Annotated in this window: 28 protein-coding genes; 12 read left to right on the top strand and 16 right to left on the bottom strand. The window is 48.9% G+C overall.

Going from position 1 to position 25,254, the window contains the following annotated elements; translation table 11 throughout:
* Nucleotide 1: 1 nt before the first annotated feature.
* The 6 genes from LCM00_RS11535 to LCM00_RS11510 are packed head-to-tail and all read right to left on the bottom strand — an operon-like array spanning nucleotide 2 to nucleotide 6,288.
* Nucleotides 2–502 carry a (2Fe-2S)-binding protein gene (locus LCM00_RS11535; protein WP_224901800.1) on the bottom strand — a complete coding sequence of 167 codons (501 nt, stop codon included), beginning with the start codon at nucleotides 500–502 and terminating at the stop codon, nucleotides 2–4.
* Nucleotides 499–1,338, bottom strand: coding sequence for an FAD binding domain-containing protein (locus LCM00_RS11530; RefSeq protein WP_224901797.1), 840 nt, complete (start codon nucleotides 1,336–1,338; stop codon nucleotides 499–501). The genes LCM00_RS11535 and LCM00_RS11530 overlap by 4 nt, the downstream gene beginning before the upstream one ends.
* Nucleotides 1,335–3,656 (bottom strand): xanthine dehydrogenase family protein molybdopterin-binding subunit, encoded by a 2,322-nt coding sequence (locus tag LCM00_RS11525; RefSeq protein ID WP_224901794.1) that lies wholly within the window; start codon nucleotides 3,654–3,656, stop codon nucleotides 1,335–1,337. Before LCM00_RS11525 ends, LCM00_RS11530 begins: the two co-directional genes overlap by 4 nt.
* A gap of 1 nt (nucleotide 3,657) precedes the next feature.
* Nucleotides 3,658–4,272, bottom strand: coding sequence for a nucleotidyltransferase family protein (locus LCM00_RS11520; RefSeq protein ID WP_224901792.1), 615 nt, complete (start codon nucleotides 4,270–4,272; stop codon nucleotides 3,658–3,660).
* A complete protein-coding gene (locus LCM00_RS11515) occupies nucleotides 4,269–5,273 on the bottom strand; it encodes an XdhC family protein (RefSeq protein WP_224901789.1) in 1,005 nt (334 codons plus the stop codon). The genes LCM00_RS11520 and LCM00_RS11515 overlap by 4 nt, the downstream gene beginning before the upstream one ends.
* 34 nt (nucleotides 5,274–5,307) lie before the next feature.
* A complete protein-coding gene (locus LCM00_RS11510) occupies nucleotides 5,308–6,288 on the bottom strand; it encodes an FUSC family protein (RefSeq protein WP_224901786.1) in 981 nt (326 codons plus the stop codon).
* Nucleotides 6,289–6,499: 211 nt separating this feature from the next.
* On the opposite strand from LCM00_RS11510, the gene LCM00_RS11505 reads away from it, so the two are divergent.
* The 4 genes from LCM00_RS11505 (at nucleotide 6,500) to LCM00_RS11490 (ending at nucleotide 10,989) form a co-directional block, all read left to right on the top strand.
* Complete coding sequence (locus tag LCM00_RS11505; protein ID WP_224901781.1) at nucleotides 6,500–7,189, top strand: response regulator transcription factor; 690 nt, start codon at nucleotides 6,500–6,502, stop codon at nucleotides 7,187–7,189.
* Nucleotides 7,186–8,190 carry a sensor histidine kinase gene (locus LCM00_RS11500; protein ID WP_224901778.1) on the top strand — a complete coding sequence of 335 codons (1,005 nt, stop codon included), beginning with the start codon at nucleotides 7,186–7,188 and terminating at the stop codon, nucleotides 8,188–8,190. The genes LCM00_RS11505 and LCM00_RS11500 overlap by 4 nt, the downstream gene beginning before the upstream one ends.
* 101 nt (nucleotides 8,191–8,291) lie before the next feature.
* The gene (locus LCM00_RS11495; RefSeq protein WP_224901775.1) at nucleotides 8,292–9,053 is read left to right on the top strand and encodes an ABC transporter ATP-binding protein; all 762 of its coding nucleotides are present in this window, start codon (nucleotides 8,292–8,294) and stop codon (nucleotides 9,051–9,053) included.
* Entirely contained in the window at nucleotides 9,043–10,989 is a 1,947-nt protein-coding gene (locus LCM00_RS11490; RefSeq protein WP_224901772.1) for an ABC transporter permease, read from the top strand. The genes LCM00_RS11495 and LCM00_RS11490 overlap by 11 nt, the downstream gene beginning before the upstream one ends.
* A gap of 73 nt (nucleotides 10,990–11,062) precedes the next feature.
* On the opposite strand, the gene LCM00_RS11485 is transcribed toward LCM00_RS11490, so the two are convergent.
* Complete coding sequence (locus LCM00_RS11485; RefSeq protein WP_224901769.1) at nucleotides 11,063–11,671, bottom strand: LysE/ArgO family amino acid transporter; 609 nt, start codon at nucleotides 11,669–11,671, stop codon at nucleotides 11,063–11,065.
* A gap of 362 nt (nucleotides 11,672–12,033) precedes the next feature.
* On the opposite strand from LCM00_RS11485, the gene ahpC reads away from it, so the two are divergent.
* Together ahpC and ahpF are read left to right on the top strand one after the other, a co-directional pair.
* Nucleotides 12,034–12,597: an alkyl hydroperoxide reductase subunit C gene (gene ahpC, locus LCM00_RS11480; RefSeq protein ID WP_009794427.1), complete on the top strand. Its 564-nt coding sequence runs from the start codon at nucleotides 12,034–12,036 to the stop codon at nucleotides 12,595–12,597.
* A gap of 13 nt (nucleotides 12,598–12,610) precedes the next feature.
* Nucleotides 12,611–14,140 carry an alkyl hydroperoxide reductase subunit F gene (ahpF, locus tag LCM00_RS11475; RefSeq protein ID WP_224901766.1) on the top strand — a complete coding sequence of 510 codons (1,530 nt, stop codon included), beginning with the start codon at nucleotides 12,611–12,613 and terminating at the stop codon, nucleotides 14,138–14,140.
* 115 nt (nucleotides 14,141–14,255) lie between these two features.
* On the opposite strand, the gene LCM00_RS11470 is transcribed toward ahpF, so the two are convergent.
* From LCM00_RS11470 to LCM00_RS11450, 5 genes are all read right to left on the bottom strand, one after another.
* Nucleotides 14,256–15,455, bottom strand: coding sequence for an MFS transporter (locus tag LCM00_RS11470; protein ID WP_224901763.1), 1,200 nt, complete (start codon nucleotides 15,453–15,455; stop codon nucleotides 14,256–14,258).
* A gap of 20 nt (nucleotides 15,456–15,475) precedes the next feature.
* Complete coding sequence (locus LCM00_RS11465) at nucleotides 15,476–16,081, bottom strand: TetR/AcrR family transcriptional regulator (RefSeq protein ID WP_224901760.1); 606 nt, start codon at nucleotides 16,079–16,081, stop codon at nucleotides 15,476–15,478.
* A gap of 142 nt (nucleotides 16,082–16,223) precedes the next feature.
* Nucleotides 16,224–16,538, bottom strand: a complete 315-nt coding sequence (locus LCM00_RS11460) for a putative quinol monooxygenase (RefSeq protein ID WP_224901756.1) — start codon at nucleotides 16,536–16,538, stop codon at nucleotides 16,224–16,226.
* 248 nt (nucleotides 16,539–16,786) lie between these two features.
* The gene (locus tag LCM00_RS11455) at nucleotides 16,787–17,092 is read right to left on the bottom strand and encodes a hypothetical protein (RefSeq protein ID WP_224901752.1); all 306 of its coding nucleotides are present in this window, start codon (nucleotides 17,090–17,092) and stop codon (nucleotides 16,787–16,789) included.
* A gap of 19 nt (nucleotides 17,093–17,111) precedes the next feature.
* Complete coding sequence (locus LCM00_RS11450) at nucleotides 17,112–17,384, bottom strand: hypothetical protein (RefSeq protein WP_404802154.1); 273 nt, start codon at nucleotides 17,382–17,384, stop codon at nucleotides 17,112–17,114.
* 163 nt (nucleotides 17,385–17,547) lie between these two features.
* On the opposite strand from LCM00_RS11450, the gene LCM00_RS11445 reads away from it, so the two are divergent.
* From LCM00_RS11445 to LCM00_RS11435, 3 genes are all read left to right on the top strand, one after another.
* The gene (locus LCM00_RS11445; protein WP_224901749.1) at nucleotides 17,548–18,315 is read left to right on the top strand and encodes an SDR family NAD(P)-dependent oxidoreductase; all 768 of its coding nucleotides are present in this window, start codon (nucleotides 17,548–17,550) and stop codon (nucleotides 18,313–18,315) included.
* Nucleotides 18,316–18,359: 44 nt separating this feature from the next.
* On the top strand, nucleotides 18,360–18,662 hold the full coding sequence (locus LCM00_RS11440; protein WP_224901746.1) for an ArsR/SmtB family transcription factor: 303 nt from the start codon (nucleotides 18,360–18,362) through the stop codon (nucleotides 18,660–18,662).
* Nucleotides 18,663–18,887: 225 nt separating this feature from the next.
* Nucleotides 18,888–19,787, top strand: a complete 900-nt coding sequence (locus LCM00_RS11435) for a phosphotransferase enzyme family protein (protein WP_224901743.1) — start codon at nucleotides 18,888–18,890, stop codon at nucleotides 19,785–19,787.
* Nucleotides 19,788–19,857: 70 nt separating this feature from the next.
* Here the strand turns inward: LCM00_RS11435 and LCM00_RS11430 are convergent, their stop codons facing one another.
* The gene (locus LCM00_RS11430; RefSeq protein WP_224901741.1) at nucleotides 19,858–20,181 is read right to left on the bottom strand and encodes a winged helix-turn-helix transcriptional regulator; all 324 of its coding nucleotides are present in this window, start codon (nucleotides 20,179–20,181) and stop codon (nucleotides 19,858–19,860) included.
* Nucleotides 20,182–20,353: 172 nt separating this feature from the next.
* Here LCM00_RS11430 and LCM00_RS11425 point away from each other — a divergent pair, with 172 nt between their 5' ends.
* The 3 genes from LCM00_RS11425 (at nucleotide 20,354) to hpaB (ending at nucleotide 23,473) form a co-directional block, all read left to right on the top strand.
* A complete protein-coding gene (locus LCM00_RS11425; protein WP_224901738.1) occupies nucleotides 20,354–20,851 on the top strand; it encodes a lactoylglutathione lyase family protein in 498 nt (165 codons plus the stop codon).
* A 12-nt stretch (nucleotides 20,852–20,863) separates the two neighbouring features.
* Nucleotides 20,864–21,847, top strand: a complete 984-nt coding sequence (locus LCM00_RS11420) for a zinc-binding dehydrogenase (protein ID WP_224901735.1) — start codon at nucleotides 20,864–20,866, stop codon at nucleotides 21,845–21,847.
* Nucleotides 21,848–22,027: 180 nt separating this feature from the next.
* Nucleotides 22,028–23,473 carry a 4-hydroxyphenylacetate 3-monooxygenase, oxygenase component gene (gene hpaB / locus LCM00_RS11415; RefSeq protein ID WP_224901730.1) on the top strand — a complete coding sequence of 482 codons (1,446 nt, stop codon included), beginning with the start codon at nucleotides 22,028–22,030 and terminating at the stop codon, nucleotides 23,471–23,473.
* A 46-nt stretch (nucleotides 23,474–23,519) separates the two neighbouring features.
* Here the strand turns inward: hpaB and LCM00_RS11410 are convergent, their stop codons facing one another.
* The 3 genes from LCM00_RS11410 to LCM00_RS11400 all read right to left on the bottom strand — a co-directional run bounded on the left by LCM00_RS11410 (nucleotide 23,520) and on the right by LCM00_RS11400 (nucleotide 25,091).
* The gene (locus LCM00_RS11410) at nucleotides 23,520–24,287 is read right to left on the bottom strand and encodes a DUF817 domain-containing protein (RefSeq protein ID WP_404802157.1); all 768 of its coding nucleotides are present in this window, start codon (nucleotides 24,285–24,287) and stop codon (nucleotides 23,520–23,522) included.
* Between the two features lie 90 nt (nucleotides 24,288–24,377).
* On the bottom strand, nucleotides 24,378–24,602 hold the full coding sequence (locus tag LCM00_RS11405; RefSeq protein WP_224901727.1) for a helix-turn-helix domain-containing protein: 225 nt from the start codon (nucleotides 24,600–24,602) through the stop codon (nucleotides 24,378–24,380).
* 9 nt (nucleotides 24,603–24,611) lie between these two features.
* Nucleotides 24,612–25,091, bottom strand: coding sequence for a DUF2975 domain-containing protein (locus LCM00_RS11400; RefSeq protein ID WP_224901724.1), 480 nt, complete (start codon nucleotides 25,089–25,091; stop codon nucleotides 24,612–24,614).
* Nucleotides 25,092–25,254: the final 163 nt, after the last annotated feature.

Raw genomic sequence — 25,254 nt, 5'->3', positions numbered from 1 at the left:
CTTACTGTCCCTCTTTCGGCTGAGCCAAGGGGTCTGTCCCCTTGGCTCCCTGCCGCAGCACCGAATGGATGGCCTGCTGGATTTCTTTGTATCCGGTGCATCTGCAGATATTGGATTGGAGCCAGTCTGTTATGGTTTCTTCGTCTGCACGCGGGTTTGTCCGGGCGAGGCCATGGCCGTTCATGATGAAGCCGGATGTGCAGTATCCGCATTGGAAGGCAAAGTTTTCGATAAAGGCTTTCTGGATCGGGGCATTCTTCAGCCCCTCAATCGTCTGTATCCTCTTTCCTTCTCCTTCAACCGCCAGCATCAGGCAGGATTTCATCGGCACTCCATCAGCCAGGACGGTGCACGCCCCGCAGTCGCCGTTCAGGCAGCCCGGCTTTGAGCCTGTCAGGCCCAGGCGCACCCGGAGAACATATAATAAAGTATCTGCAGGCCTTGCGGTCAGCCCGATTTCCTCTCCGTTCACATTAAGCTTCAGCTGCTTAGAAACGGTCATTGCCTCTCACCCTCTAGCTGTTGAATAGAATCGGTTATGGTGTTCCTTAATACGAATAATCTGTACTCTTTCGACCCTTCGACATCATCCAGGATGGGCTGCGGCAGATAGGCGAGGGCTCTTTCAGCCCGTTCTGCAGCTGTCAGCGCCCTGTCATTCAGCACCGTCTCCACTTCCCTGGATCGGAACGGGAAAGGGCAGACCCCGCTGAAGGCCATCCGGATCTCCCCTTCTTTCAGAAGCGCGGCCGCCGTTACGAGCGGGTAGCCTGTGTCCCACTGTTTTCTTCTTTTAATGCTCACGTACGGCAATATTCTATACTCTTTTTCTACTAATATGGAAAAGAGGAATTCCCCTTCTTTCAGCCTGATCTCCTGATCAAATACGTGATGGATTGGATGGTACACAAGCCCTTCTTTTCCGGCAATCCCGAGCAGGCAGTCTGACAGCAGCAGCGGCAGGACGGCTTCCCGGTAAAAAAACTGGCCGCAGATATTTCCGGCAAGTGTAATTTTATTGCGTGAGGTCCTATCGGCAATTTCGCTTGAGGTCTTTGCGAGCAGCGGGAACAGATTGGATTCCGCAATGGCGGTCAATGCAGCCCCTCCCCCAAAAATTAAATATTGCCCATCTTCTCCCATCCCCTGATATCCTTCGGCTCCTTTCAGATCAATAACGGCATCTGTGTAAACAAGATTGAGCCTTCCCAATGTAATCAGCTCGGTGAGTCCGGAAAAATAGGATGGCTTTTTCCCGCTGTTTCTATATTCATAGTATTGCCTGACTGCCTCCTCAATGGACTGCGGCTTGCTGTATTGGAAGTCAAAAGGAATCATTGCTTCACCCCGCTGACTTTCCTCCACAAAGTTTCAGGCAGGAGAGGAAGGGTATCAAGCTGGACACCGAGGGCGAGGGACAGGGCGTTCCCAAGCGCGGCAGGCATGCCGATGAGTCCATGCTCGCCAGCACCCCTGGCACCATAAGGGCCTGCGAGATGAGGCGTTTCAATAAATTCAATGACATATTCCGGCTCTTCTCCATAATGGAGCGGGCGGTATGTTCTAAGCTGCGGATTCAAGACTCTCCCCTCCCGATCAAACACAAAAGATTCCCTGGCAGCAAAGGCGATCCCCATATTCATCGCCCCCATCACCTGGCCCAGGGCTCCCTTTTCATTTAATACCTTCCCAATATCCATGACCGTATAGGCTTTCAGAATCCTGTATGTCAGGTCCCTTTTATCAAGCTCCACTTCAATTCCCTGGGCAGCCACCGTCCATTCGGGGCCGGGATCGCCTGCACCTGTTTCCGGGTCAAGATAGGAAACGCGCGGCGGGGTATAATGCCCGACAGCAATGATCTGCCCTCCGATCGTATGGCCATTCGGATACGTGTAGCCGTATGCCAGCTCCCTAATGTCCAGCCCGATATGGGGACGGTCCGTTATAAATACCTTCCCGCCGGCGGTCTCGAGGTCATCTGCCGGAGCCTGCAATACGCAGGATGCCAGGTCCTTCAATTGCCGGATGGCATCCTCTGCGGCTGCCAGGACTGCCTTGCCAGCCATATGGACCCCCTGGCTCCCGACCGTTTTCCAATGCTCAGGAACGGTCCGGGTATCAACTGCCATTTTCACATGAATCTGATCGACATTCATTTTCATCCGCTCAGCCAGCATCTGGGCAAGTACGGTTTTCGTCCCGGTCCCGATCTCCACCACCCCTGACATCAGGTTGATGCTTCCGTCCGGATTGAACGTCAGAATCACTCCTGAAGTGGCATCAGTATCAAAGGTGGATGTTTTCCATACACAGCAGACGCCTTTTGCCCGGATGGTCCGCTCACCGATTTCCAGGAGCTGCCCTTCATTCCATTTCATCAATGCCTTCAAGCGCTCAGTGCACAATGGCAGATTCCCGATCCTGCTTGGGCTTAGCAGCACCTGTGTCGGCGTGGTATCGCCTGCCTTGATGCTATTTTTCAAGCGAAGCTCCAGCGGGTCCATGGACAATTTTTCAGCCAGCACATCCATTGTCCGTTCGAAGGCGAAGTGGACCTCGCTGTGGCTGTAGCCCCGGTATGCCCCTGGATAAGGATGGTTGGTGTAAACACAGTAGGAGTTGCAGCAGATGTGATCGATTCTATATGGTCCGGTGCAGTCGACCGCAGCGGCGCGTGTGATATCAACCGATTTATCGGAATAGGCGCCTCCGTCAAAAAAGAATTCGATTTCAGCCGCCTTGAGGATGCCGTCCCTTGTGGCGCCGAGCCTAACAGTAGCGTCAAGTCCAACATGGACAGGAGAGGTGATCATATCCTCTTCTCTTGTATTCAGCAGCTTGACGGGCCTGCCGCCTACTGCAAGGGAAGCCAGATAGGCGATGACCTCCAGCTGCACCGAAGCTTTCCCGCCATATGCCCCGCCGACAAGCGGTGTGTGGACGATCACTTTTCCGGAAGGGATGCCGAAATACCATTCCATCAGTTTTTTAATGGCAAAAGGTGCCTGGCTGGACGCTGTGAAAATCACCTCGCCGTTTTCACGGACTTCAGCCGTGGCACAGCGGGTTTCCATGGCGGCATGGTCGGAGGGCGGGAAGGAGATTGAAAACACTGCCTCCACTTCGCTCTCCCTGAAGCCCTCCTCGATATTTCCTTTGCGGATTTTGTCCAAGCTGGCGATATTGGTGCCTGGCACGGGATAGACCCTTTCCCTTTTTTGATAGCTTCCGAGATTCTCATGGACGAGCGGGGCATCGCTTCTAAGGGCTTCCCTTGGTGAGTGGACGGCAGGGAGCGGCCTGTACTCGGCCTTGATCGCGTCCACCCCCTTTTTCGCGTTCAGCGGTGTATCCGCAACAACGACCGCCACAGGCTCCCCATGGTATCTCACCCTTTTATAGGCGATCGGCGGCCTGTCTTTGATTTCTTCGCCGGCAAGCGGATAGGGCTCATTTCCTAATACTGCTTTTACACCGGGGATTCTCTTTGCTTCCGAGAAGTCGATGGAGACTATATCGGCATGGGCATACGGACTGATTAGCATCTTGGCGTGCAGCGTCCCTGTCTGCTGATAATCATTGGTATACTTCGCTTTGCCGGTCACTTTATCATAGGCTTCCTTGCGGATGACACTTTCTCCGATATAGTCCAACTCATTCCCCCCTCAGCTCTTTCAGTACCTCATAATCCTCCGGCGTGTCGACATCATAGAAAAGCAGCGGCATTTGGAAATCGATGATTTTTCCCTGCTGAAATAGTTCCCCCCGGATGATGGACCGAGCGCCCTGATCTCCTTCCAGTTTCTGCAAAAGAGGAAAACAGGCGCTGGAAAAGAGGACAGGCGGCATCGGAACCTTTTGGCTTGCGGGGGCGACAAACAGGCACTCTTCTTCCTTATAGCAATCTATTAATCTGTTAATCTGTTCAGCTCCAACGAAAGGCTGGTCTGCGAGAAGAATGACTGCCGCATCTGCTTTGCTCCGGACCGCCTCCTCGATGCCGCATGATATTGAATGGCCCTGGCCGCCGGCCTCCCTGCAAACGGCGCGGCTCCATTTGTGTGAGTATGGCGGTTTTAAGAAAGAAGGCTGCAGCCATTTCAATGAATCTCCCTTTTCAGTGACAATCACAATATGATCCAGCCTGGACTGCAACGCTTTTTCCAGGGCAGCTGAACCGAGCGGCACACCACGGTAAGGAAGGAAACGCTTATCCTTCCCCATCCGCCTGCTTCTGCCGGCAGCCAGATAGATGCCGGTGACTTTCATGGACGGCTCCTCAATGTCTGAATCATTTCGCCGACAATGCTCACAGCGATCTCCTCAGGGCCTTTCGCACCAATCGGGAGGCCTGCGGGGGAATGGATGATCTCAGGGATATTCCGGCCGCCCAGCAGGCGTTCTGTCCTTCTGGCGGGACCCAGCACACCTATGTAAGACAGGGGGGCATCCTTAATGTGTGCCAGAATGATCCGGTCCTTTTCGAATTGGTGGGTCATAACGACAGCATAATCCCTTTTGGCAAAAGTGATTCTATCCAGCACCTCTTCTGCTTTCCCAACGATCCAACCGGCAGCTTCAGGGAAAAATTCAGGAGAGCATAAAGCAGGCCGCCAATCGGCTACGAAAACCTTGAACCCTGTCCGGGCCGCCAGGGAAACAAGCGGCCTTGCATCCTCCCCCGTACCAAAAACATACAGGCGCGGCACCGGGAAAATGGGATGTACAAAAAAGAAATCTGGCGCATCCTTCGCTCCTTTTAGAAGAATAGGATTCTTCTTGTCAGCCTGCAGTGTAAACGGGATATGGCCGCTTCCAAATTGCGTTCCATCTTCTGCTATACATATATCTTCCATCGGCTCGAACGAGTCTGTCAGCCGGATGATCCGTACAACAGCCTTCCCTTCGTCCAGCTTTACTTTTAAAAAGAGGAGCTGCTGCCGCAGCCTCTTGCCGACCGGCTCCAGCAGGATGGTGATCTTGCCGTTGCAGCCAGTCCCCTGCCCCCAGGAAAGATCATCCTCGCTGCTCAGGTCATATTGGACTGCCGCGGATTTCCCTTCGGCGTGGACCACTTTGGCCCTTTCCGCCAGATCCTCCTCCAGGCAGCCGGCCGTTAAAGTTCCAACCCTCTTGCCATTTGCCATCAGGAGCATCGCAGCGCCTTCTTTCTTATAGGCGGACCCTTCGACATGTATGATTAGAGCAAGCACCATGGGAACATCTCCGGCAGCTGCAGCAGCGTCCAAGATTCGATGCATATCCTCCATCTGCTTCCCTCACTTTTTTTAGCTTCTTTTATCTCTATTCCTGAGGGCCTGTCCTTATTTTTAAAAGTATTAAGATTTTCTTCATCTCCAGATAGACTGCTGCCAGATGAATATTGCCGCTCTGCCTGATCGCCTCTTCTATGTCTGGTTGAAGCATATCCTCTCCCATTCCCAGACCTTGATGCTTATAGTGCTCAATATAATTCCCAATTCTTCTCGTCATCCCGGCCAATTCCGCATTCCGCCAGAGAGTTTCGTTTTCAGCATCCTTTAAAGTACCAACAATGGCGGCCAAAGAAACGCAGACCTTCCCCATTCTTTGAAGCCCGGCTTTAATTTCCTCCAGGCGTCCCTCATCTTTCTTACGGAATGGATTGAATTTTAAAGCGGCGGATGCCTTTTCTGTATTCATTCTCGCTTTGTGCAAGCTCTCCATAGCCGCTCTCAATGCCCAGTCCAGCTCTCCTGCCTTGCCTTGGGCTGCGCCCAGCTCAATCCATCCGGCAATCCCGGGAAGAATGGCAGCCATCTGCTTGTCCAGATCCTTCACTGAGGATTCCGCTCTGTTGATGAAAGCAGGAGGAAAAAGAACCATATGTACCAATACGGCAATCACTGCCCCGATGATGGTATCCAGAATCCGGTCCCATGCATATGTGTGCGAATGCCGTTCGAAGGCAAAGACCAGCAAAATCGTAAGCGCTGCCTGGCGCAGCACTCCGCCGTCAAACTTCAGCCACTTCGCAATAAAGGTTCCTCCAAGGATCAAAATGCCCAGAGTCCAGCCATTCATTGGCATCCGCACGGCCAGGTACGAGGCGAAAGCTATGCCAAGAACAGTGCCTAAAATCCGCTGCAGCGTGTATTGCAGGGACTGGCTGATGGTTGGCTGAAGGCTCAGTATGACAGTAAGAGGCGCCAAATAAGGGTGGTCAGAGCCCGCCCATTTTGCCGCTTCCCATGAAAGTGCAGAGGAAATCGCCATTTTCCATATAAAAATTGACTGGTTTGCCATTTTATTATTCAGCTGCATATTCTTCCATCCATTTTTTCGTTATTTTTATATCAAAGAGGCGCTTTTATGCAGCTGCTTTTTTATATTTGGGCCAGGGGGTCTGTCCCCTTGGCTCACTGTGCCGGGGGGACAGACCCCCTGGCTCTACTTGCCCATTTCCCGTTATTTACTTACACTTGAGGTAATTGATTAGAAACGTGTGGTGATGAGGGTGTTTAAGATTTTGCTGATTGAGGATGACCGGTCTCTTTTTCAGGAGATGGAGGAGCGGCTGGGACAGTGGTCGTATGAGGTGCACGGGATACAGGATTTCAGTTTGGTGATGGAGGAGTTTGCGGAGGTCAAGCCTGATCTGGTGATCATTGATATCCAGCTGCCCAGGTTTGATGGCTTTCATTGGTGCCGGATGATCAGGTCGGGTTCGAATGTGCCGATCATCTTTTTGTCGTCGCGCGACCATCCGACAGATATGGTGATGTCGATGCAGCTGGGGGCGGATGATTTTGTGCAGAAGCCATTCCATTTTGAGGTGCTCATTGCCAAGATTCAGGCGATCCTGCGCCGCGTTTACAGCTACAGCACAGATGAAGTGAAGCTGAAGACATGGTGCGGTGCTGCAATCGACTTTGAACGGGGCATCGTGGAAAACGATGCAGGGCAAGTGGAGCTGACCAAGAATGAAATGTTCATTCTGAAGCAGCTGATTGAGCAGAAAAACAAAATTGTGACGCGGGACCAGCTGATCAGCAGCCTATGGGACGACAAACGCTTCATCAGCGACAATACCCTGACGGTGAACGTCAACCGCCTGAGGAAAAAGCTTGAAGAAATCGGTCTTGGCAGCTTTATTGAGACAAAGGTCGGAATGGGCTATATGGCGGTGGAGGAGCAGAGCCAATGATTTTCCGATTTATAAGGGAACGCCTCAGCTGGATCTTGTTCTTCCTGTTTGCCCATGCTTTGCTGCTGTTCATTTCGTTCGTGGACTCTGCCATTCCCTTCAATAGCATCCTGTATTTTGCCGGAATGTCTCTCATCTCCTTTCTGATTTTCCTGGCAGTCCGCTGCCATCGGGAATCTTACTTCTATAAAAACCTGGAGGAGCGGGTTGGCGACCTCGACCCCGGGAGCATCCCTGCCCCTTCCAGCCCGTTTGAAAAGACCGTGGAAGAAGCGATGACTGAGCAGTCAACTTTGCTGAAAAAAGAGGCGCGAGATCTCCACCTTGCCCTCGAGACAGAAAAGGATCAGCTGCTAGCCTGGATTCATGAAGTGAAAACACCGCTGACCGCCCTTCATCTGATTATCGAAAGAATGGAAGACGGGCCGCTCAAATCGAGCCTTACCTATGAATGGCTCCGCATCCATCTGCTCCTCGACCAGCAGCTTCACCAGAAGCGGATTCCGTTCATTGAGAATGACCTTTATATCCAGAAGGTTGATCTGGAGGAGGTCATCCACCACGAGCTTCTGACGATGAAGGCCTGGTGCATGCAGAAGGGAATCGGCTTTGACATTAGCCTCGAAGAGACAGAGGTGCTGACAGACGGCAAATGGCTGGCTTTCATCATCAGGCAAATCCTGACGAACAGCATCAAATACAGCGATGCAGGAGATATTAAGATCAAAAGCTGGAAACAGAACGGACAGACACGGCTTGAAATCCGTGATCTTGGGCGCGGCATCGATCCGCGGGACCTGCCACGCATCTTTGATAAAGGCTTTACATCAACATTGAAGCATGAGGACCATGCTGCTACAGGGATGGGACTGTATCTTACAAAAAAAGCGGCCGTTCCGCTTCTCATTGAGATAGAGGTTCATTCCACTCTTGGGGAAGCTACCGCTTTTACCCTTTCCTTTCCAAAAAGAAATGATTTTTCCCAAGTGATCAGCATGTGACAAGATTGTCACATGCTTTTCCTTTTTGTTCGTCTGCTGCAAGGATTTCCATCAGGGTTCTTTTTATAATAAGACTATCAAGATTAGAGGAGGAAGCTTATATGGCGATTCTAGAAGCAATCAAGCTCCATAAAAGCTACGGCACAAAGCTGAACCGGCAGGAGGTGCTGAAGGGCATTGACCTGGCGATTCATGAAGGCGAGTTCGTCGGCATCATGGGGGCCTCCGGCTCGGGAAAAACAACCTTGCTGAATGTATTATCATCAATCGATAAAGCAACCGGCGGAACGATCCGGATTGAAGATAAGGAAATGACAGTCATGAAGGAAAAAAAGCTGGCTGAATTCAGGAAAAACCACCTTGGCTTTATTTTTCAGGACTATAACCTTCTGGACACACTGACGGTAAAGGAAAATATCCTTCTGCCGCTGTCCATCTCGAAGGTGGCAAAAAAGGAGGCGGACCAGCGCTTCCACGCCATCGCAGAAGAGCTTGGCATCATGGACCTGAAAGATAAATATCCGAATGAAATCTCTGGCGGACAGAAGCAGCGGACATCGGCAGCGCGGGCTTTTATCCATGAGCCGAGCATTATTTTCGCCGACGAGCCGACCGGTGCGCTCGATTCAAAGGCTGCCGCAGACCTGCTGAACAAGCTGGGCGGATTGAATGAAAGCCGCAGGGCGACAATCGTCATGGTTACCCATGATCCCGCCGCGGCGAGCTACTGCAGCCGCGTGATTTTTATCAAAGACGGGCAGATCTACACGCAGCTGAACAAAGGGGAGCAGACAAGGCAGGCGTTCTTCAAGGATATTATGAAAACGCAGGCTGTTCTGGGCGGTGTGCAGGATGAGCGTTAACCAGCTGATTTGGAAGAACCTGAAAAAGAATGTGAAGAATTATTATCTGTATATCTTCGCGCTTATTTTCAGCGCAGCCTTGTATTTTGCGTTTGTCACGCTGCAGTACGACCCGGCATTGGATGAGATTGAGGGCTCCATCAAGGGCGGTGCCGGGATGAAAGCGGCCTCTGTACTTCTTGTGGCCATTGTGGCAGTCTTTCTTGTTTATGCCAACAGCCTGTTTACGAAAAGGCGCAGCCGGGAGATCGGCTTATTCCAGCTGATCGGCATGACAAAAAGCCGGATTTTCCGCATTCTGACGGCAGAGAATTTCATGCTCTATTATGGCTCTCTCCTGATCGGCATGATGGCCGGTTTCCTGGTTTCCAAGCTGATGATGATGATTCTGTTCAGGATTACAGGCGTTGATGAGGTTGCTGAGCTCTATTTTTCCAATAAGGCCCTCGTACAGACTCTTATCGTCTTTACGGCCATCTACCTGCTCATTATGCTGGTGAACTATCTGTTCATTAAAGGGCAGAGCATCCTGTCGCTCTTCAGGGTGCAGTCATCCGCTGAAGAAAAGATCCGGAAGATGTCTATTTTCAATATCATCATCGGCATTCTTGGCATCATCCTGATTGCGGCCGGCTATTATGTGTCAGGCATCCTGTTTGAAGGAGATTTCACATCGATGCCGGCACTGTTCGGGGCAATGATCTTCATTTTGGGGTCCGTCATTCTTGGCACCTATTTCTTCTATAAAGGCTCAGTCAGCTTCATCATCTACCTGATCCGCAAGAAAAAGGACGGATATTTGAATGTAAAAGAAGTGCTTTCCCTTTCGTCCATCATGTTCCGGATGAAATCGAATGCGCTGCTGCTGACGATCATCACTACGGTTTCCGCCCTGGCGATCGGATTGCTTTCACTCAGCTATATCTCCTATTATTCGGCTGAAAAAATGGCCCGGGATAATGTGCCAAATGACTTTTCCTTCACGGTCGAAGATAGCGCGGTGCGGTTCAGGCAGGAGCTGGATTCCAAAAACATTGATTACAGGGAAAAACGGATTGAAGTAGTTACAGCCTCTATTGATGTCAAAGACATTCAAGGGAAAAAGCTGGAGGAAATGAATTTCGATACCGATAAGATGGACTTGCCTGTCATCAGTGAAAGCTCGGCCGGGAGAAAAGACCTTGATGAAAATGAGGTCATTTTTACAGGCTACAGCGACGTTCTTCAAAGGTTCATGCCCTTGAAGGATTCCGGAAAGGTTGAGCTTCACACACAGAACGAGGATATCCCGCTCGATTACATTGGCCTGGAAAAGGATTATTTGATTCCGCTTTACTATACAAGAGGCGGCCTTCAGACTGCCATTGTGGATGACGCTGTTTTTGAGCAGCTGAAGGCGGAAATGGATCCCGGACTGCAGGATAAGAATAATGTATATATCGGCATTGATATAAAAGATCAGGAACGCCTTAATGACGCCAATCAAGCCTTCCATGCACTAAAGCTTGGGGAAAGCGGGGAAAATGATTCACAGCTTGATGTGATGATCAGCCAGAAGAGCAATATGGGGCTCATCATGTTCATTGTTGGCTTCCTTGGGCTCTCGTTCCTTGTCACTTCCGGCTGTATCCTCTATTTCAAACAGATGGGCGAAAGCGAGGACGAAAAGCCGAACTTTACGATCCTCCGCAAGCTGGGCTTCACCACAGGAGATCTCATGAAGGGCCTCCAGGCCAAGCAGCTGTTCAGCTTCGGAATCCCCCTCGCAATCGGCCTTGTCCACAGCTACTTCGCCGTACAGTCCGGCTGGTTCATGTTCGGTGCCGAAGTATGGACGCCCATGATCAGCGTTATGATCCTATACACCATCCTCTACTCCATCTTTGGCGTACTATCTGTCCTGTACTCCAAGAAAGTCGTGAAGGATGCGCTATAAACGAGCCAGGGGGACAGACCCCTTGGCTCAAACCAGCTGAACCACCAGAGCCAGGGGGGTCAGACCCCCTGGCTCAAATCAGCTGCCCCACCATATAGATCGCCATGGCCCAGATAATGAGGGCGGAAGTTTTGTTCATCCAGATGAGGAATTTACCGTTTTTGTCGATCTGGCCGATTTTCCTGCCTGCAAAGGCCAGGCCCAGGAACCAGAACCATGAGACGCCAATGCAGCCTGCTGAGAACAGCCATTTCTCATAGCCTTCATATGCGAGGGAGCTTGTTCCGATTACCCCGATCGTGTCCATGATAGCATGGGGATTCAGCAAGGAAACTGAGGCAGCGAAGGCAATCTGGCGCTTTGCCATGAAGCTGCCCTGCCCTTCTCCTGCTGCGGGCTCCGGCCTGCTTTTCCACATCTGCCAGCCCATATAAGCAAGAAAGACGGCTCCTGCTGTAAACAGCAGCATCCGCAGCCATTCAAAGCTTAAAACAACAATAGACACCCCCGCAACCGCGAGCGAAATCAAAATGGTATCGCATATACCCGCCGTCACCACCGCCGGCAGCGCACCGGTAAACCTTTTATGTAAAGCACCCTGATTAAAAATAAATACGTTCTGCACACCAAGCGGCAAAATAAGGCCGAAGGCGAGAATGATTCCGTGAAGCAGTATTTCCACTTCCCATTACCCCCTATCCTTTAATAGAATAGCGGAGGAAAGAATTTCTGTCTTCCCAACTCCCCTTGCTTTTTGGGCCAAGGGACCTGACCCCCTGGCTCAAATTATCAACATTCCTAAGGTAATGATGATTAATTGAAAATCGCCTGCTGTCTGGGACAAAAGAAATTAAATTAGTCCTGATCAAGATCCCCCTAGGGAGAAAGCTATTTTAGAACAGTTTTACTCATACCTATCCCTTGACAAACCCCACTCTAATATATAATAATTTATATCTGATTATAATAATTATAGATAAGTAATAGGGATGTCCCCTGGACATACTATTATTTTCTAAAAAAAATACTTAGGAGGATTTTCAAATGTCTTTAATTGGAAAAGAAGTACTGCCATTCTCAGCAAAAGCTTACTTTAACGGTGATTTCATCGATGTAACAGAAGAAAACTTCAAAGGAAAGTGGAGCGTAGTCTGCTTCTACCCTGCAGATTTCACTTTCGTTTGCCCAACTGAGCTTGAAGACCTTCAGAACGAATATGCAACTTTGAAAGATCTTGGAGTTGAAGTGTACTCTGTTTCTACAGACACTCACTTTACACATAAAGCTTGGCATGACCACTCAGAAGCGATCAGCAAGATCGAGTATGTTATGATCGGCGACCCATCACAGAAGATCACTCGCAATTTCGACGTTCTTGACGAAGAGGAAGGCCTTGCAGACCGCGGTACTTTCATCATCGATCCAGACGGCATCATCCAGACAGTTGAAATCAATGCAGGCGGCATCGGCCGTGACGCAAGCACAATCGTCAACAAAATCAAGGCTGCCCAATATGTGCGCAACAACCCAGGCGAAGTTTGCCCTGCTAAATGGCAGGAAGGCGGAGAAACACTTAAGCCAAGCCTTGACCTTGTAGGAAAAATCTAAGGAGAGAATTTAAATGGTACTAGATGCAGATATAAAAGCACAGTTAGCTCAATATCTTCAATTAATGGAAGGCGAGGTCCTGCTAAAGGTCAGCGCAGGCTCTGATGACGTCTCCCGCGATATGCTGGCACTGGTAGACGAATTGGCCTCCATGTCATCCAGCATTAAGGTGGAAAAAGCAGAATTGCAAAGGACACCAAGCTTTAGTGTGAATCGGATCGGTGAAGATACAGGAGTAACTTTTGCCGGTATCCCTCTAGGACATGAATTCACTTCCCTGGTGCTTGCTTTGCTGCAGGTCAGCGGAAGGGCACCTAAAGCCGACCAGAAGGTTATTGACCAGATCAAAAACATCAAAGGCGAATATCGCTTTGAATCATATATCAGCCTGAGCTGCCATAACTGCCCTGATGTGGTACAGGCACTCAACCTGATGAGCGTCCTCAATCCAAACATCACGCATACGATGATTGACGGCGCCGCTTTCAAGGAAGAAGTAGAGAGCAAAGACATCATGGCTGTTCCGACAGTCTTCCTGAACGGTGAATCCTTCGGCAGCGGCCGCATGAGCCTTGAAGAGATTCTTGGCAAAATGGGCAGCGGCCCGGATGCTTCCGAGCTGTCTGATAAAGACCCTTACGATGTCCTTGTTGTCGGCGGCGGACCTGCCGGCGCGAGTGCTGCGATCTACGCAGCGCGCAAAGGCATCCGTACCGGCATTGTAGCCGAGCGTTTCGGCGGCCAGGTCATGGATACTCTTGGCATCGAGAACTTCATCAGCGTCAAGCATACGGAAGGCCCAAAACTCGTTGCAAGCCTTGAGGAGCATGTGAAAGAGTACGATATTGATGTAATGAACCTCCAGCGCGCGAAGAGCCTGGAAAAGAAAGACATGATCGAAATTGAACTTGAAAACGGCGCTGTGCTGAAGAGCAAGAGCGTCATCCTTTCAACAGGTGCCCGCTGGCGGAATGTCGGCGTTCCTGGGGAAGCCGAGTTCAAGAACAAAGGTGTGGCATACTGCCCTCACTGTGACGGCCCGCTCTTTGAAGGAAAAGATGTCGCTGTTATCGGCGGCGGAAACTCCGGAATTGAAGCGGCGATCGACCTTGCCGGTATTGTCAAGCATGTAACCGTGCTTGAATTCAATCCTGAGCTGAAGGCCGATGCTGTCCTTCAGGACCGCCTGTACAGCCTGCCTAACGTAACAGTCCTGAAGAACGTTCAGACTAAGGAAATCACCGGTACTGATAAAGTGAACGGCATTTCCTATGTTGACCGCGAAACAGGAGAAGAGCATCACGTTGAGCTTCAGGGGGTTTTCGTCCAGATAGGTCTTATACCAAACACTGACTGGCTCGGGGATGAAATCGAGCGTACCCGCTTCGGCGAAATCATCGTGGACAAGCATGGCGCAACCAGCCTCCCTGGTGTATTTGCGGCCGGCGACTGCACAGACAGCGCCTTTAAGCAAATCATCATCTCCATGGGATCCGGTGCGACTGCTTCCCTCGGCGCGTTTGATTACCTGATCCGCAACTAAAAAAAAGCCGCTCTGCCATTGCAGCAGAGCGGCTTTTTTATATATTTTCCACGGGTGCAGCAGCAGCAAGAAAAAAACTGACTGGCATTAAACCAATCAGCCACCTTAAACTTTATCATCCGGCAGACAACTTCCCCGCCACTTTTTTCTTCCTTTTCCCTGGTTCCGCCCATAAGAATGAAAGGCCAATCGAAAGGACAATCATCACGGCTGCAAAATAAAATGGATAGTCAAAATCCACATCAAAAAGCATGCCGCCGATGATAGGGCCCAATACATTGCCGACGCTTGTGAACATCGAGTTCATGCCGCCGACAAAGCCCTGTTCACTCCCCGCGATTTTCGAAAGATATGTGGTGGCTGCAGGCCTTATCAGATCAAAGCCGACGAATACCGTCATCGTAACCATCAGGATTGCCACATAAGAGTCCACAGCCGTCATCAGAAATACAAGCACTGCCGAAAAGATCAGGCAATAGCGGATGAGCCGGATTTCCCCGAGCCAAATCGTGAGCTTGCTAAAGAAGACAATCTGGACGATGGCACCAAGAATGGCTCCCCCTGTAATCATGATTGCTATATCCTTGGGCGAAAAACCGAATTTGCGGTCGGCAAACAATGAGAACAGCGACTCAAAGGACGCCAGGCCAAAGGCGGAGATCAGAATGATCACAAACGGGATGAAATAGATTGGTGCAAAGACCCGCTTGAAGCCTGCCTTCTGTCCCCCGGCTGCCTCCGTTTCCCCGTTTTCCGGATTCCGCTCCGGCTCTTTCAGCGTAATCAGCGATAATACAGCCGCACCAAGGGCAAACGCCGCCGCAAAAAAGAACGGAAGCCTTGTGTCAACTTCAGCTAAAAATCCGCCGATGGCAGGCCCGATAATGAATCCTGTCGAGATGGCCGCGGACATATAGCCAAGCGCTTTTGGCCTGGATTTAATCGTTGTAATGTCAGCAATAAACGCCGTAACAGCAGGCATGATGAACGCAGCACTCACGCCTCCAAGAATGCGGGAGATAAATAGAGGCATAACAGACTGCCCCAGGGCAAACAAGAGCTCAGAGGCACTGAAAATGAACAGGCCGATCACAATCATCCTTTTCCTGCCGAACTGGTCTGCCCATCTTCCCGCAATAGGCGACACAATCAGCTGGGCGCCCGCAAAGGCAGCAATCATATAGCCGACTACAGTACCTGATATATTCAATTCATTCATAATGGCAGGTGTAACAGGAATAACAAGGCCGATCCCCAGAAAGGCAATCAGCAGATTCATAAGCAGAATGGCCAAAGCAAAATTATTTCTTTTCATACCTCTTCCTCCTGTAGGTGTCATTTCCTGCTGTGCTGGCTGGATACCCCTCTCCAATAGACACGCCAGGAAAAATCAAGCTTTTCCTGGACCCTTGATGCATCTCCTGTCAACAGTTCGAAAAACAAACCATCCAATACACCTGTATACGCCACTGCGGCCGGCCCCGCTCCCACCTCGCTGTCAATCTGGCCGTCCTCTTCTCCTTTACTGGCAGCAAGGATAAGCATTCCTTCCAGATGATCGACATACTTCCGGCCGAATTCCTCCGCCTCTTTTGACAGATGGGCAGGCTGGAAGAACAGCATCCTTAATAAAAACTTCGTAAAGTCATCGTTCCCGTAGCGGTCACGGTATTGTAAAAGAAAACCATAAAGAAAATCCTCCAGCCGGCTCTCCTTATGGGTTTCTGCATAGTCATCCAGAAACCTCAGTTCGTCCTTCAGCACATCATCCAGCACTTCCAGCAGCAGCTCATCTTTTCCTTTGAAGTGTGTATAAATAGACTGCTTCCTGATACCGACTTCTTCTGCAATATTAGCCATTGAGGCCCCTTCATAGCCAAACTGGGCAAAATGCTTCAGAGCAGTCATTTTGATTCTTTCTCTGGTCAGCTCAACAGCCAAAGTTAAATCCCCTTCCTAACGTTCGTTAGTCATATTAAACACCGAAACCGCGGGAAAGTCAACCTTCTGATTTGAGCAGGCTCATCCTCCGGAAAAAAGAAAAGCCGCCAATGGCTGGCAGCTGATTTTCCCCTGTTCAATATTAAGAGCCGGAAATACCCTTTCCACCTCTGGCTTCCATGGTGCTGATCCGCTCCATCCCGATAATGATAGGCTTGGCGCGCTTGATTAAGGTCTGGGTTGCTTCAAGGGACAAAGAGTTTTGGTGGGCAGCCTCATCGCTCCACACCTCGTAACCATAGACGGCATCCGGATCGCCCTCCGATGTATGGACAAGATAGATTTCGCATTCATTCAGTTCCTTCATGGATTCCGCTGCTTCAAGAAGGATACTGATCAAATGATCCCGTTCTCCTTCTTTTACTGTAAACCTGCCGAACAGACTGAATTTATTCATTTAAATGCCCTCCTCTGATTTAGACTGTTATAAGGTTGTCCAGATCCTTCAATTTGCAAGCACAACAGCTGGCAATACTTTCTTCGTGACCCACCCGATTTCCCCGTCTTTTTTGATCAATGTATAACCTCTGATGGGATTTTTGCGGTTTAGAGGGTGTTACTCTCCTGACCAGCACCCTCTGTTTACATTTTTATGATTCAGAGGGTCTTAGTTCTCAGAGCACAACCCTCTTAGGCTCTTCTCCCTCATCTCTCTATCTGATCCATCACCATAAAAACCAATACAGCCAATAAATGAACAACAGCCAATACAGCAAAATAGGAGCCTTTCAATCCATCAATCAGTTGGTAGAGCAGAGGAAAAAGGACTGTCTCAATCCCAAACAATAGAACAGCTGCCCCGATCCGGCCTGCCAGCCGCTTCTCATTTTTGGGTACAAATACTTCATTGTTTCCTGCGATGAATGCTGTTTTCCCCTTCCCCCTGATATAGATTCCAACCCCTATAATAACAAGCCCTAAAGCCATTATGACCACGGTAACCGCCAGCATATTACCCTCCCTGCCCGGCCTATTGCTTTCCTCTTTGCTTCAAGGCCCGGTCTCCTTCATTTCCTCTCTTGAAATTGCCTGTTGCCTTCGCCATGAGCAATTGTAATTCCATTTCGTTTACAGCAGATTCCACTCTTTTTAAAAACCTGCCGGCCTCTTTTCCTTTTAAAACCTTCACTTGCTTTCCGTGATAGTCTAGAAAAACTGTATTCTCTTTATTGACACGATAGCTGTATGGGGTCTCTTCCAGCCGGTTTCTTTTATCGATATCCATCCGTATCCCTCTATTCATGAAGTGCTGAAACGGCTCCTACGGATAGATTCTCTATAGTTGGACCCTTTCCTTCTTTCTTGCAGTAAAAAGCTTGCAAGCAGTTATCGCCTGTTATATTATGTGTTTAAACACTTAAACATTTAAACAATTAAACATTCACGAAAAAATGGAGGTTTTAATAATGAAGAAATCTGTTTTAATTACAGGGGCAACAAGTGGATTAGGGTATGACTTTGTAAAATTGTTTGCGGCAGACGGATATGACCTGGTCCTGGTCGCCAGAAATAAAGCCAAGCTGGAGGAAATCCAAAGGGAGTTTTCGGATCTTTCGGTTTTAACCATCAGCAAGGATTTGAGCATAGCAGGCGCGGCAAAAGAGATATTTGAGGAAGTCACAGCGGCTGGAATATCCATTGATGTGCTGGTGAATAATGCAGGCTTCGGGCTTATGGGACCATTTGATGAGCTGGATATTCTAAAGCAGACAGAAATGATTCAATTAAATATTTCTGCTCTTACCGAATTGACCTATCATTTTCTCCCTGGCATGAAGAATCGTCCAGACAAAGCCCGGATCCTGAATGTCGCAAGTACTGCTGCCTTCCAGCCCGGTCCTTTAATGGCTGTTTATTATGCGACGAAAGCTTATGTATTATCATTGTCAGAAGCCCTGGCCGAAGAACTGGCAGATACAAATGTCACCGTCACTACCTTATGTCCGGGAGCCACTAAGACTAATTTTGCCTCTGTTGCAAAGGTGGAGAAAACAAAAATGTTCAGCGGAGCCATGGATTCCTGGGAGGTTGCACAGCAAGGCTACCGGGATCTGATGGCTGGAAAGCGTGTGGTCATTACTGGAACTTCAAATAAGCTTGGCGCCTATGCGGCAAAATTTCTTCCGAGAAGTGCCGCGGCCAAGATCGCTAAATATGTTGCAAAAGACGCTTAAATAAGCTTTAATTATGGGAGAAAAAGGCTAAAGGAGTTTGTTCGATGGGACAGCAGGCAATTGAAGTATTCCGTTCATGCATACCGCTTTTCACGGCATTAAGCGATCCCGCAAGACAGGATATCATTTTACTCTTGGCCGATCATGAAAGCTTAAGCGTAAATGAAATAGCGGATCAGTCTGCCTTATCCAGGCCGGCAATTTCCCATCATTTAAAAATCCTCCGGGACCAGAAGCTGGTTACAATGGAACAGCGGGGTACGCAGCGTTACTACTCCCTTACACTGGACCAGTCAGTTGAGATGCTGAAGGACCTGATCCATATCGTTGAGTCGGAGTGTTTGTGATTATACTGTGTGCAGTTTGAAGCCAAGGAAAATATAGATATATTCTTTATTAGATTCTCCTGCAAGCCCAGGGGAATCTTATTTTTTGCCATCATTTGCTCCATCCTTATTTATAATCTTTGTAAGCCCCAGCATTTTACAGGTTAAACCAGAAACGATTTCCTTTCGCTTAAAAACGGCTTATACTAATAATAAGATCAAGTTCTCAGGAAGAGGGATTCTCGTATGAAAGAGGAATACGTGCGCCTCAGCGGCGGTTTCCATAATGAAGTATTTTTCGATGAAAAACATAATAGAATTATAAGGATTTCCGCTATTGGCAAGTCAGCAGAAGAAGTACGGCAGGAGCTTCAGTGGATGAATTTTTTACATAAAAACGGAATTCCTTTACCGCAGCCGGCCAAGGAAATCGAAGTGGATGGCGGACTGGTAAAGGCTTACTTCGAATATGTCAGAGGGAACCCGGTTGATGTGACCAATCCCGCCCATTGGAATGAAAAGAATTTTGAACAGTTCGGCCGGATATTGGGAAGGATGCACGCTTCATCAAAAGACTATACGATCGAGCGTAATAGGCGGCCGGTTTGGACGAAAGAGGATCCGGATGTGTTTGGCATCAGAGATGATCTTGCTGGCTGGCTAGGGGAAGAATATGACTGTCTAATGGAAGGCCTGCACCGATATAAACCATCCTATAACACCTTTGGGCTCATCCACAACGACTTCCATCAAGGGAATTTTATCGTACGGGAAAATGGAGAATTCGTGGTAATCGATTTTGATGAATGCGCCTTTAATTGGTTTGCGCAGGATCTGGCCGTGCTGTTTTACCACGCCTACTGGCAGCAGGACTCGTTCATTGGGGAGCCAGAAGCTTTCTCAATCCGGTTTATGCATCATGTTTTTAGCGGATATCAGTCCGAATCAGAGCTCCACCATGACACCATTGCCCAGATACCGATTTTTTTAAAATTAAGGGAGATTTTCTTATATCAGCTGTTCTACCGAAAATGGGATAAAGTTCATTTAGAAGATTGGCAGGAGTATACCCTGCTGGATTTGGAGCGGAAAATCAGGAATCGTGAAACTTATGCGGGGATCGCGGATTTCTCTGCCTACAGATAAATCAGGAAAGAAGACCAGCTGTTTAACAAAAATACAGAACAGCCGGCTCTTTCTTTAAGACGCTGCTGGATCATCCGCAATCCGGCTCCCCGCCCATCCTTCGCTCTCCCCAGGCACACATCATATTCAAAATCTCCCTCAGGCTCTCCCCTTCCTCACTTAAGGAATACTCCACTTTAGGCGGAACTTCACCATAAACCTTCCTGTGTATCATTCCGTCCTTCTCCAATTCCCTCAGCTGCTGGGAAAGCATTTTCTTCGTAATGGCAGGCATGGCACGCTGCAGCTCACTGAAGCGCTTTTCTCCTTCTTTCAACAGACAGAGGATGACTACCTTCCATTTTCCTCCAATTACTTCCAGTGTTGCTTCGACAGGTACATTATATTTCTTCATTGCTAATCCATCCTCCACTGATATCAGGTTATAAAATCAGGCATGATGTTCTATCCTAAGTGGCATAGGGTTACCATCAGGGTACCTGGTTACAGGAAAGTGCCGTCTTTCATCAACTGTCTGCAATCATTATACTGAAAAAGAACTTAGATTAAAAAGGAGGATGACTGGAATGAATAAGACTTACCCGCGTTCCTTTTCACATATTGGATTATCTGTGCCGAATCTTGAGGAAGCTGTCAGCTTTTATACAAAGGTATTAGGATGGTATGTCATCATGGAGCCATCGGAAATTGTGGAGGATGACAGTCCGATCGGCCTGATGTGCAAAGATGTCTTCGGAGAAGGCTGGGGGAAATTCAGGATTGCCCACCTGGCCACTTCTGACAAAATCGGCATCGAAATGTTTGAGTTTGCAGGCAACGAACAGCCTGAAAACAACTTTGAATACTGGAAGACAGGGATTTTCCATTTTTGTGTACAGGATCCTGATATCGAAGGACTTGTACAGAAGATCATAGAGCATGGCGGCAAGCAACGCATGCCGATCCGTGAGTATTATCCTAATGAGAAGCCGTATAAAATGGTTTATTGCGAAGACCCTTTCGGGAACCTGATTGAGATTTACACACACAGCTATGAGCTGACCTACTCACAAGGGGCTTACTGAGGAGTGAAAGATATGAAAGCTTTATTATTGGAAGACAAAGGAATGGTCAGTCAGATGAAGGTCGGCAGCCTGGAAAAACCAGTTCCCGGCAGAGGGGAAATCCTTGTGAAGATTATGGCAGCCGCCCTGAATCCCGTTGACTACAAGACCGGGAATGGAGGAAATCCCAACTGGAATTATCCCCATGTTCTTGGTGTGGATTCAGCGGGCGTGGTGGAAGAAACCGGGCCTGGCACAACTGGCATAAAGCCCGGAGACCGTGTGGTATATCACAGCGACCTGGCTAAAAAGGGCGGGTTTGCCGAATATGGAGTCACAACGGCACATACCGTTTCAATTATTCCTGAAGGAGTTTCCTTTGAAGAGGCGGCAGCTATTCCCTGCGCCGGTTACACAGCTTATCAGGCTTTATTCCACAAAATGAATGCTTCCAAGGGACAGACGATCCTGATCCATGCGGGAGCAGGCGGTGTTGGAGGGTTCGCCATCCAGCTGGCCAAAATGGCAGGGCTGACCGTTCTGACAACAGCTTCCTCATCCAACCATGAGTTCGTAAAAAGCCTTGGGGCAGATTTTGCCATTGATTATAACAATGAAGATTTTGTGCAAAAGTCATTGGAAATCACCAATGGCTTGGGAGTTGATCTGGTGCTTGATACAGTCGGAAGGGAGAATGCCGACAAATCTGTAAAAGCCTTGGCTTTTAACGGACAAATTGCCTTTATCGCCGGCCCTCCCAATGTGAATGGGGCCATCTCCTTTGCCCACCCTCTTTCATTCCATCAAATCGGACTGGGCAGTGTACATCAATCCGGCAACATTCATGAACAGAAGAAGCTGGCAGAGATGGGAGACCATATGCTTTCAATGCTAAAAGAAGGCAGACTGGATGCTCTCGTTGAAAAGATTATATCTTTAGAAGAGGTGCCTGCAGCCTTGGATGTGCTGGCGACCCGCCGTGTTAAAGGGAAAATTGTGGCCAAAATAGATTCATAACCTTCTTCCCCCTTTTAGGCAGGCTCCTGCACTTCCCTGGTTGAAGAGATTGTTAAATGTATGCATCACCCATTTTAAATCAGGCTTTTCCCCCAGTAACGAACAGCCAAGCCGGACAATACAGTGATAATAGCTTAAAGGCGCGTTCTGTTGGCCAAAAATGTAAAGGGGATTGGGACAATGGGGATTCGGAATGGAAAGGAATTCATTGAACGTTTGGATCTGATGGAAAACGAGGTTTGGCTGGATGGGGAAAGGGTCGCGGGGAAGATCTCGGAACATCCTGCTTTTAAAGGAATTGTGGCGGCAAAGGCCTCGCTTTATGACAGACAATACCATCCGCAACTGCAGGATGAGATGACATTTCGCATGCCTGGCACGGGAGAGCTTGCAGGCCTGTCATACCTGAAGCCACAAACAAAAGAGGATCTGGTGAAAAGAAGGAAGATGATTGAACATTGGGCGAGGAGCACTCATGGCATGATGGGCAGGAGCCCGGATTATATGAATACGGCAGTCATGAGCCTTGCTGCCTCAGCCTCCATCCTGGAGGGCAGGGAAAACTGCTTTCCTGACAATGTCCGCGCCCTTTATGACCGCGCCACAAATCAGGATCTTTCATTTACCCATACGCTCATTACACCCCAGGTTAACCGCACTGCCTTTTACCTTGGCTCTGACATCCCTATCTCAGCGAGAGTGATAGAGAGGAACCGTGATGGCCTGGTCATCAAGGGAGCCCGCCTTTTGGCGACACAGGGAGGATTGACCGATGAACTGCTGGTCCTCAGCTCGCCCGGCAGGTTTGATACGGATGAGGCATTTGCTTTTTCCATCCCCTCCAATACAGAGGGGCTGAGATTTATCTGCAGGGGCTCCTTTGCAGGCGAAGGCTCTGCCTTTGATTATCCCCTCAGCTCCCATTATGATGAAATGGATGCTATTGTCGTGTTTGATGATGTACTGGTCCCTTGGGAAAGGGTATTCCTCTATGACAATGTCGAGGCCGCCCTGGCATTCAAAAATAAAAGCAGCTTCCATTCATTTGCTTACCACCAGGCATTAATCAGGCAGATCGTTAAAACAGAATTCATCCTCGGCATTGCCGAATCTATCGTAAAGTGCATCAATGTCAGCGAATATCAGCATATACAAGCCAAGATGGCCGAGATCATCATTGGTCTTGAATCGATGAAAGCGCTGCTCGAGAAGTCAGAAAACGATGCAGCTCCCGATGAATTCGGCTGCATGCGCCCGAGCATCGTCCCTCTCCAGATTGCCAGCAATCTTTTCCCTGATTTGTATCCCCGCTTTTGCGAGATCATCCAGATGATCGGTGCAAGCGGCATGACTTCACTTCCCACGGAAAAGGATTTTGTATCAGGGATCCGGGCGGATCTTGATCAATATCTTCAAACGGAAGGCTTGAATGCAAAGGAACGGGTCCAGCTCTTCCGGCTGGCCTGGGATTTGACAATGAGCCCCTTTGGCACAAGGCAGACCCATTATGAAAGATATTTCTCCGGCGACCCCGTACGGCTTGCCAGCACTTTATACCACACTTATCCAAAGGAAGACTTTGTCCGAAACATCAGTGAATTCCTGGAACAGCGAAAATCAGATTAGGATTGGTAAAGCCGCATCCATGCAAGAAGGATACGGCTTTTTTTAATTAATGTGACTTTTCCTTGACCAGCTTCAGCGTCGCAACGATCAGGAAGCTGACGATCACCAGCAGCAGCCAGGAGCTCACCTTGCCAAGATGGACCAGGCTCCAGGCTTCCTCCTGGTTCGGATATTCCCAGGCCCCGAAAAAGGTAGCAATGTTTTCCGCTATCCATATAAAAAATCCGATGAGTACGAATGATAGGGAAATCGGCATCCGGTGCTTGATCCCTCCCACCTCGTAGATGACCCGAGAGCGCCAAAAAACAATGATTACAAGCCCCGAGAGCCACCAGCGGATGTCTATCCAATAATGGTGGGTGAAGAAATTAAGGTAAATGGCAGCTGCAAGCGGAACAACCAGCCAAAATGGCGGCCAGTCGACCAGTTCAACCTTTAGCCTCCTCCATGCCTGGCATAGATAGCTGGCAACGCTCGCATACATGAACCCGCTGTACAAAGGCACATCTCCAACTTTGAAGTAACCCTCCTCCGGATAAGACCAGGAGCCCATATGGACCTTGAACAGCTCAAGCGCAAGCCCGATAAGGTGAAATAATGTGATGACCTTTAATTCATCGCGAGTTTCGAGTCCTGAGCGCAGCATCCCCCACTGCATCACGAGACAGATGAGGAGCAGCCAGTCATACCGCGGCAGGAACGGAAGCGGGATGATCTTTGTCAAAGCCAGGGAAGCAAAGATAACAACAGGAAACAGGCAGGATAAGGCCTGCTCCCAGCCAAAACGGCAGAGCTGCTGGGCTCCTCCCAACATCTGCAATCTTACTGTTTTTTTCTTAACCTCATTCTGTATGGCTATGCTCATAAGAAACCTCCCCCTTAACTAAACAGAATCTGTAATAATTCACCGTTCCGGCTCTTCATCGTCCTCTTTGTATTCCAGAATATCACCCGGCTGGCAGTCCAGCGCCTTGCAGATGGCTTCCAGGGTCGTCAGCCGGATTGCTTTTGCTTTCCCATTTTTCAATATAGAAAGATTGGCCATGGTGATGCCGACCCTCTCTGAGAGCTCAGTCACGCTCATTTTGCGTTTCGCCAGCATCACGTCGATATGAATGAAAATTGCCATAATTTCACCTCAGACCGTCAGATCATTTTCTGACTTGATATCGATCGCGTTCTTCAATAATTTTTGGAGGACAGCGGCAAAAACAGCAATCACAATGGAACCAAAAATGATGATCATCCCGATCAGGATGATGCCAGGGGCATCGTCAATCTCTGCCGCAAAATAAAAGAGCGGCATGCCTGCTGTATACAAAAGTATAATCGCAATGGCACAATTTCTTATCGCCCTCAAAGCCTTCACAGCCATTTCTGAAAATGCGCTTTTATGGTCGATATAATTTAAAAGCTTGAAGGCCTGAAACAAAGCAGCAAAAAATGGGATAGCCGATATATACATAATCGCCAAAATGCCATAAAGCAGGTTCCGCCATTCCAAGCCGCTTTCGGCTGCATTGATTGCAAGCGAAGGCAGTCCGAATAAACATAATGCCAGTATCGGAGCCCCAATAAGGAAGATAGCTATTTTCAAAAAGAGTGTTTCCCTTTTCACATTTAACACCTCACAGGTTAAGTTATATTGATAATAAGCTATTTTTTATTGTTTTTCAATAAATAATTAATGTTTTTTATTGATTTTTGTTGAAGAAAGATTTTCTTCCCTTAAAAACAAGTTTGTATAAAGAACGGCCCGACTCAGCAGTGCAGCAGTAAAC

Origin of the sequence: Bacillus infantis (assembly GCF_020171945.1) — a bacterium.
Classification (GTDB): Bacteria; Bacillota; Bacilli; order Bacillales; family Cytobacillaceae; genus Bacillus_AB; species Bacillus_AB infantis_A.
Note: the sequence above shows the minus strand (reverse complement) of the source record. Positions and strands in the feature narration are given on the sequence as shown.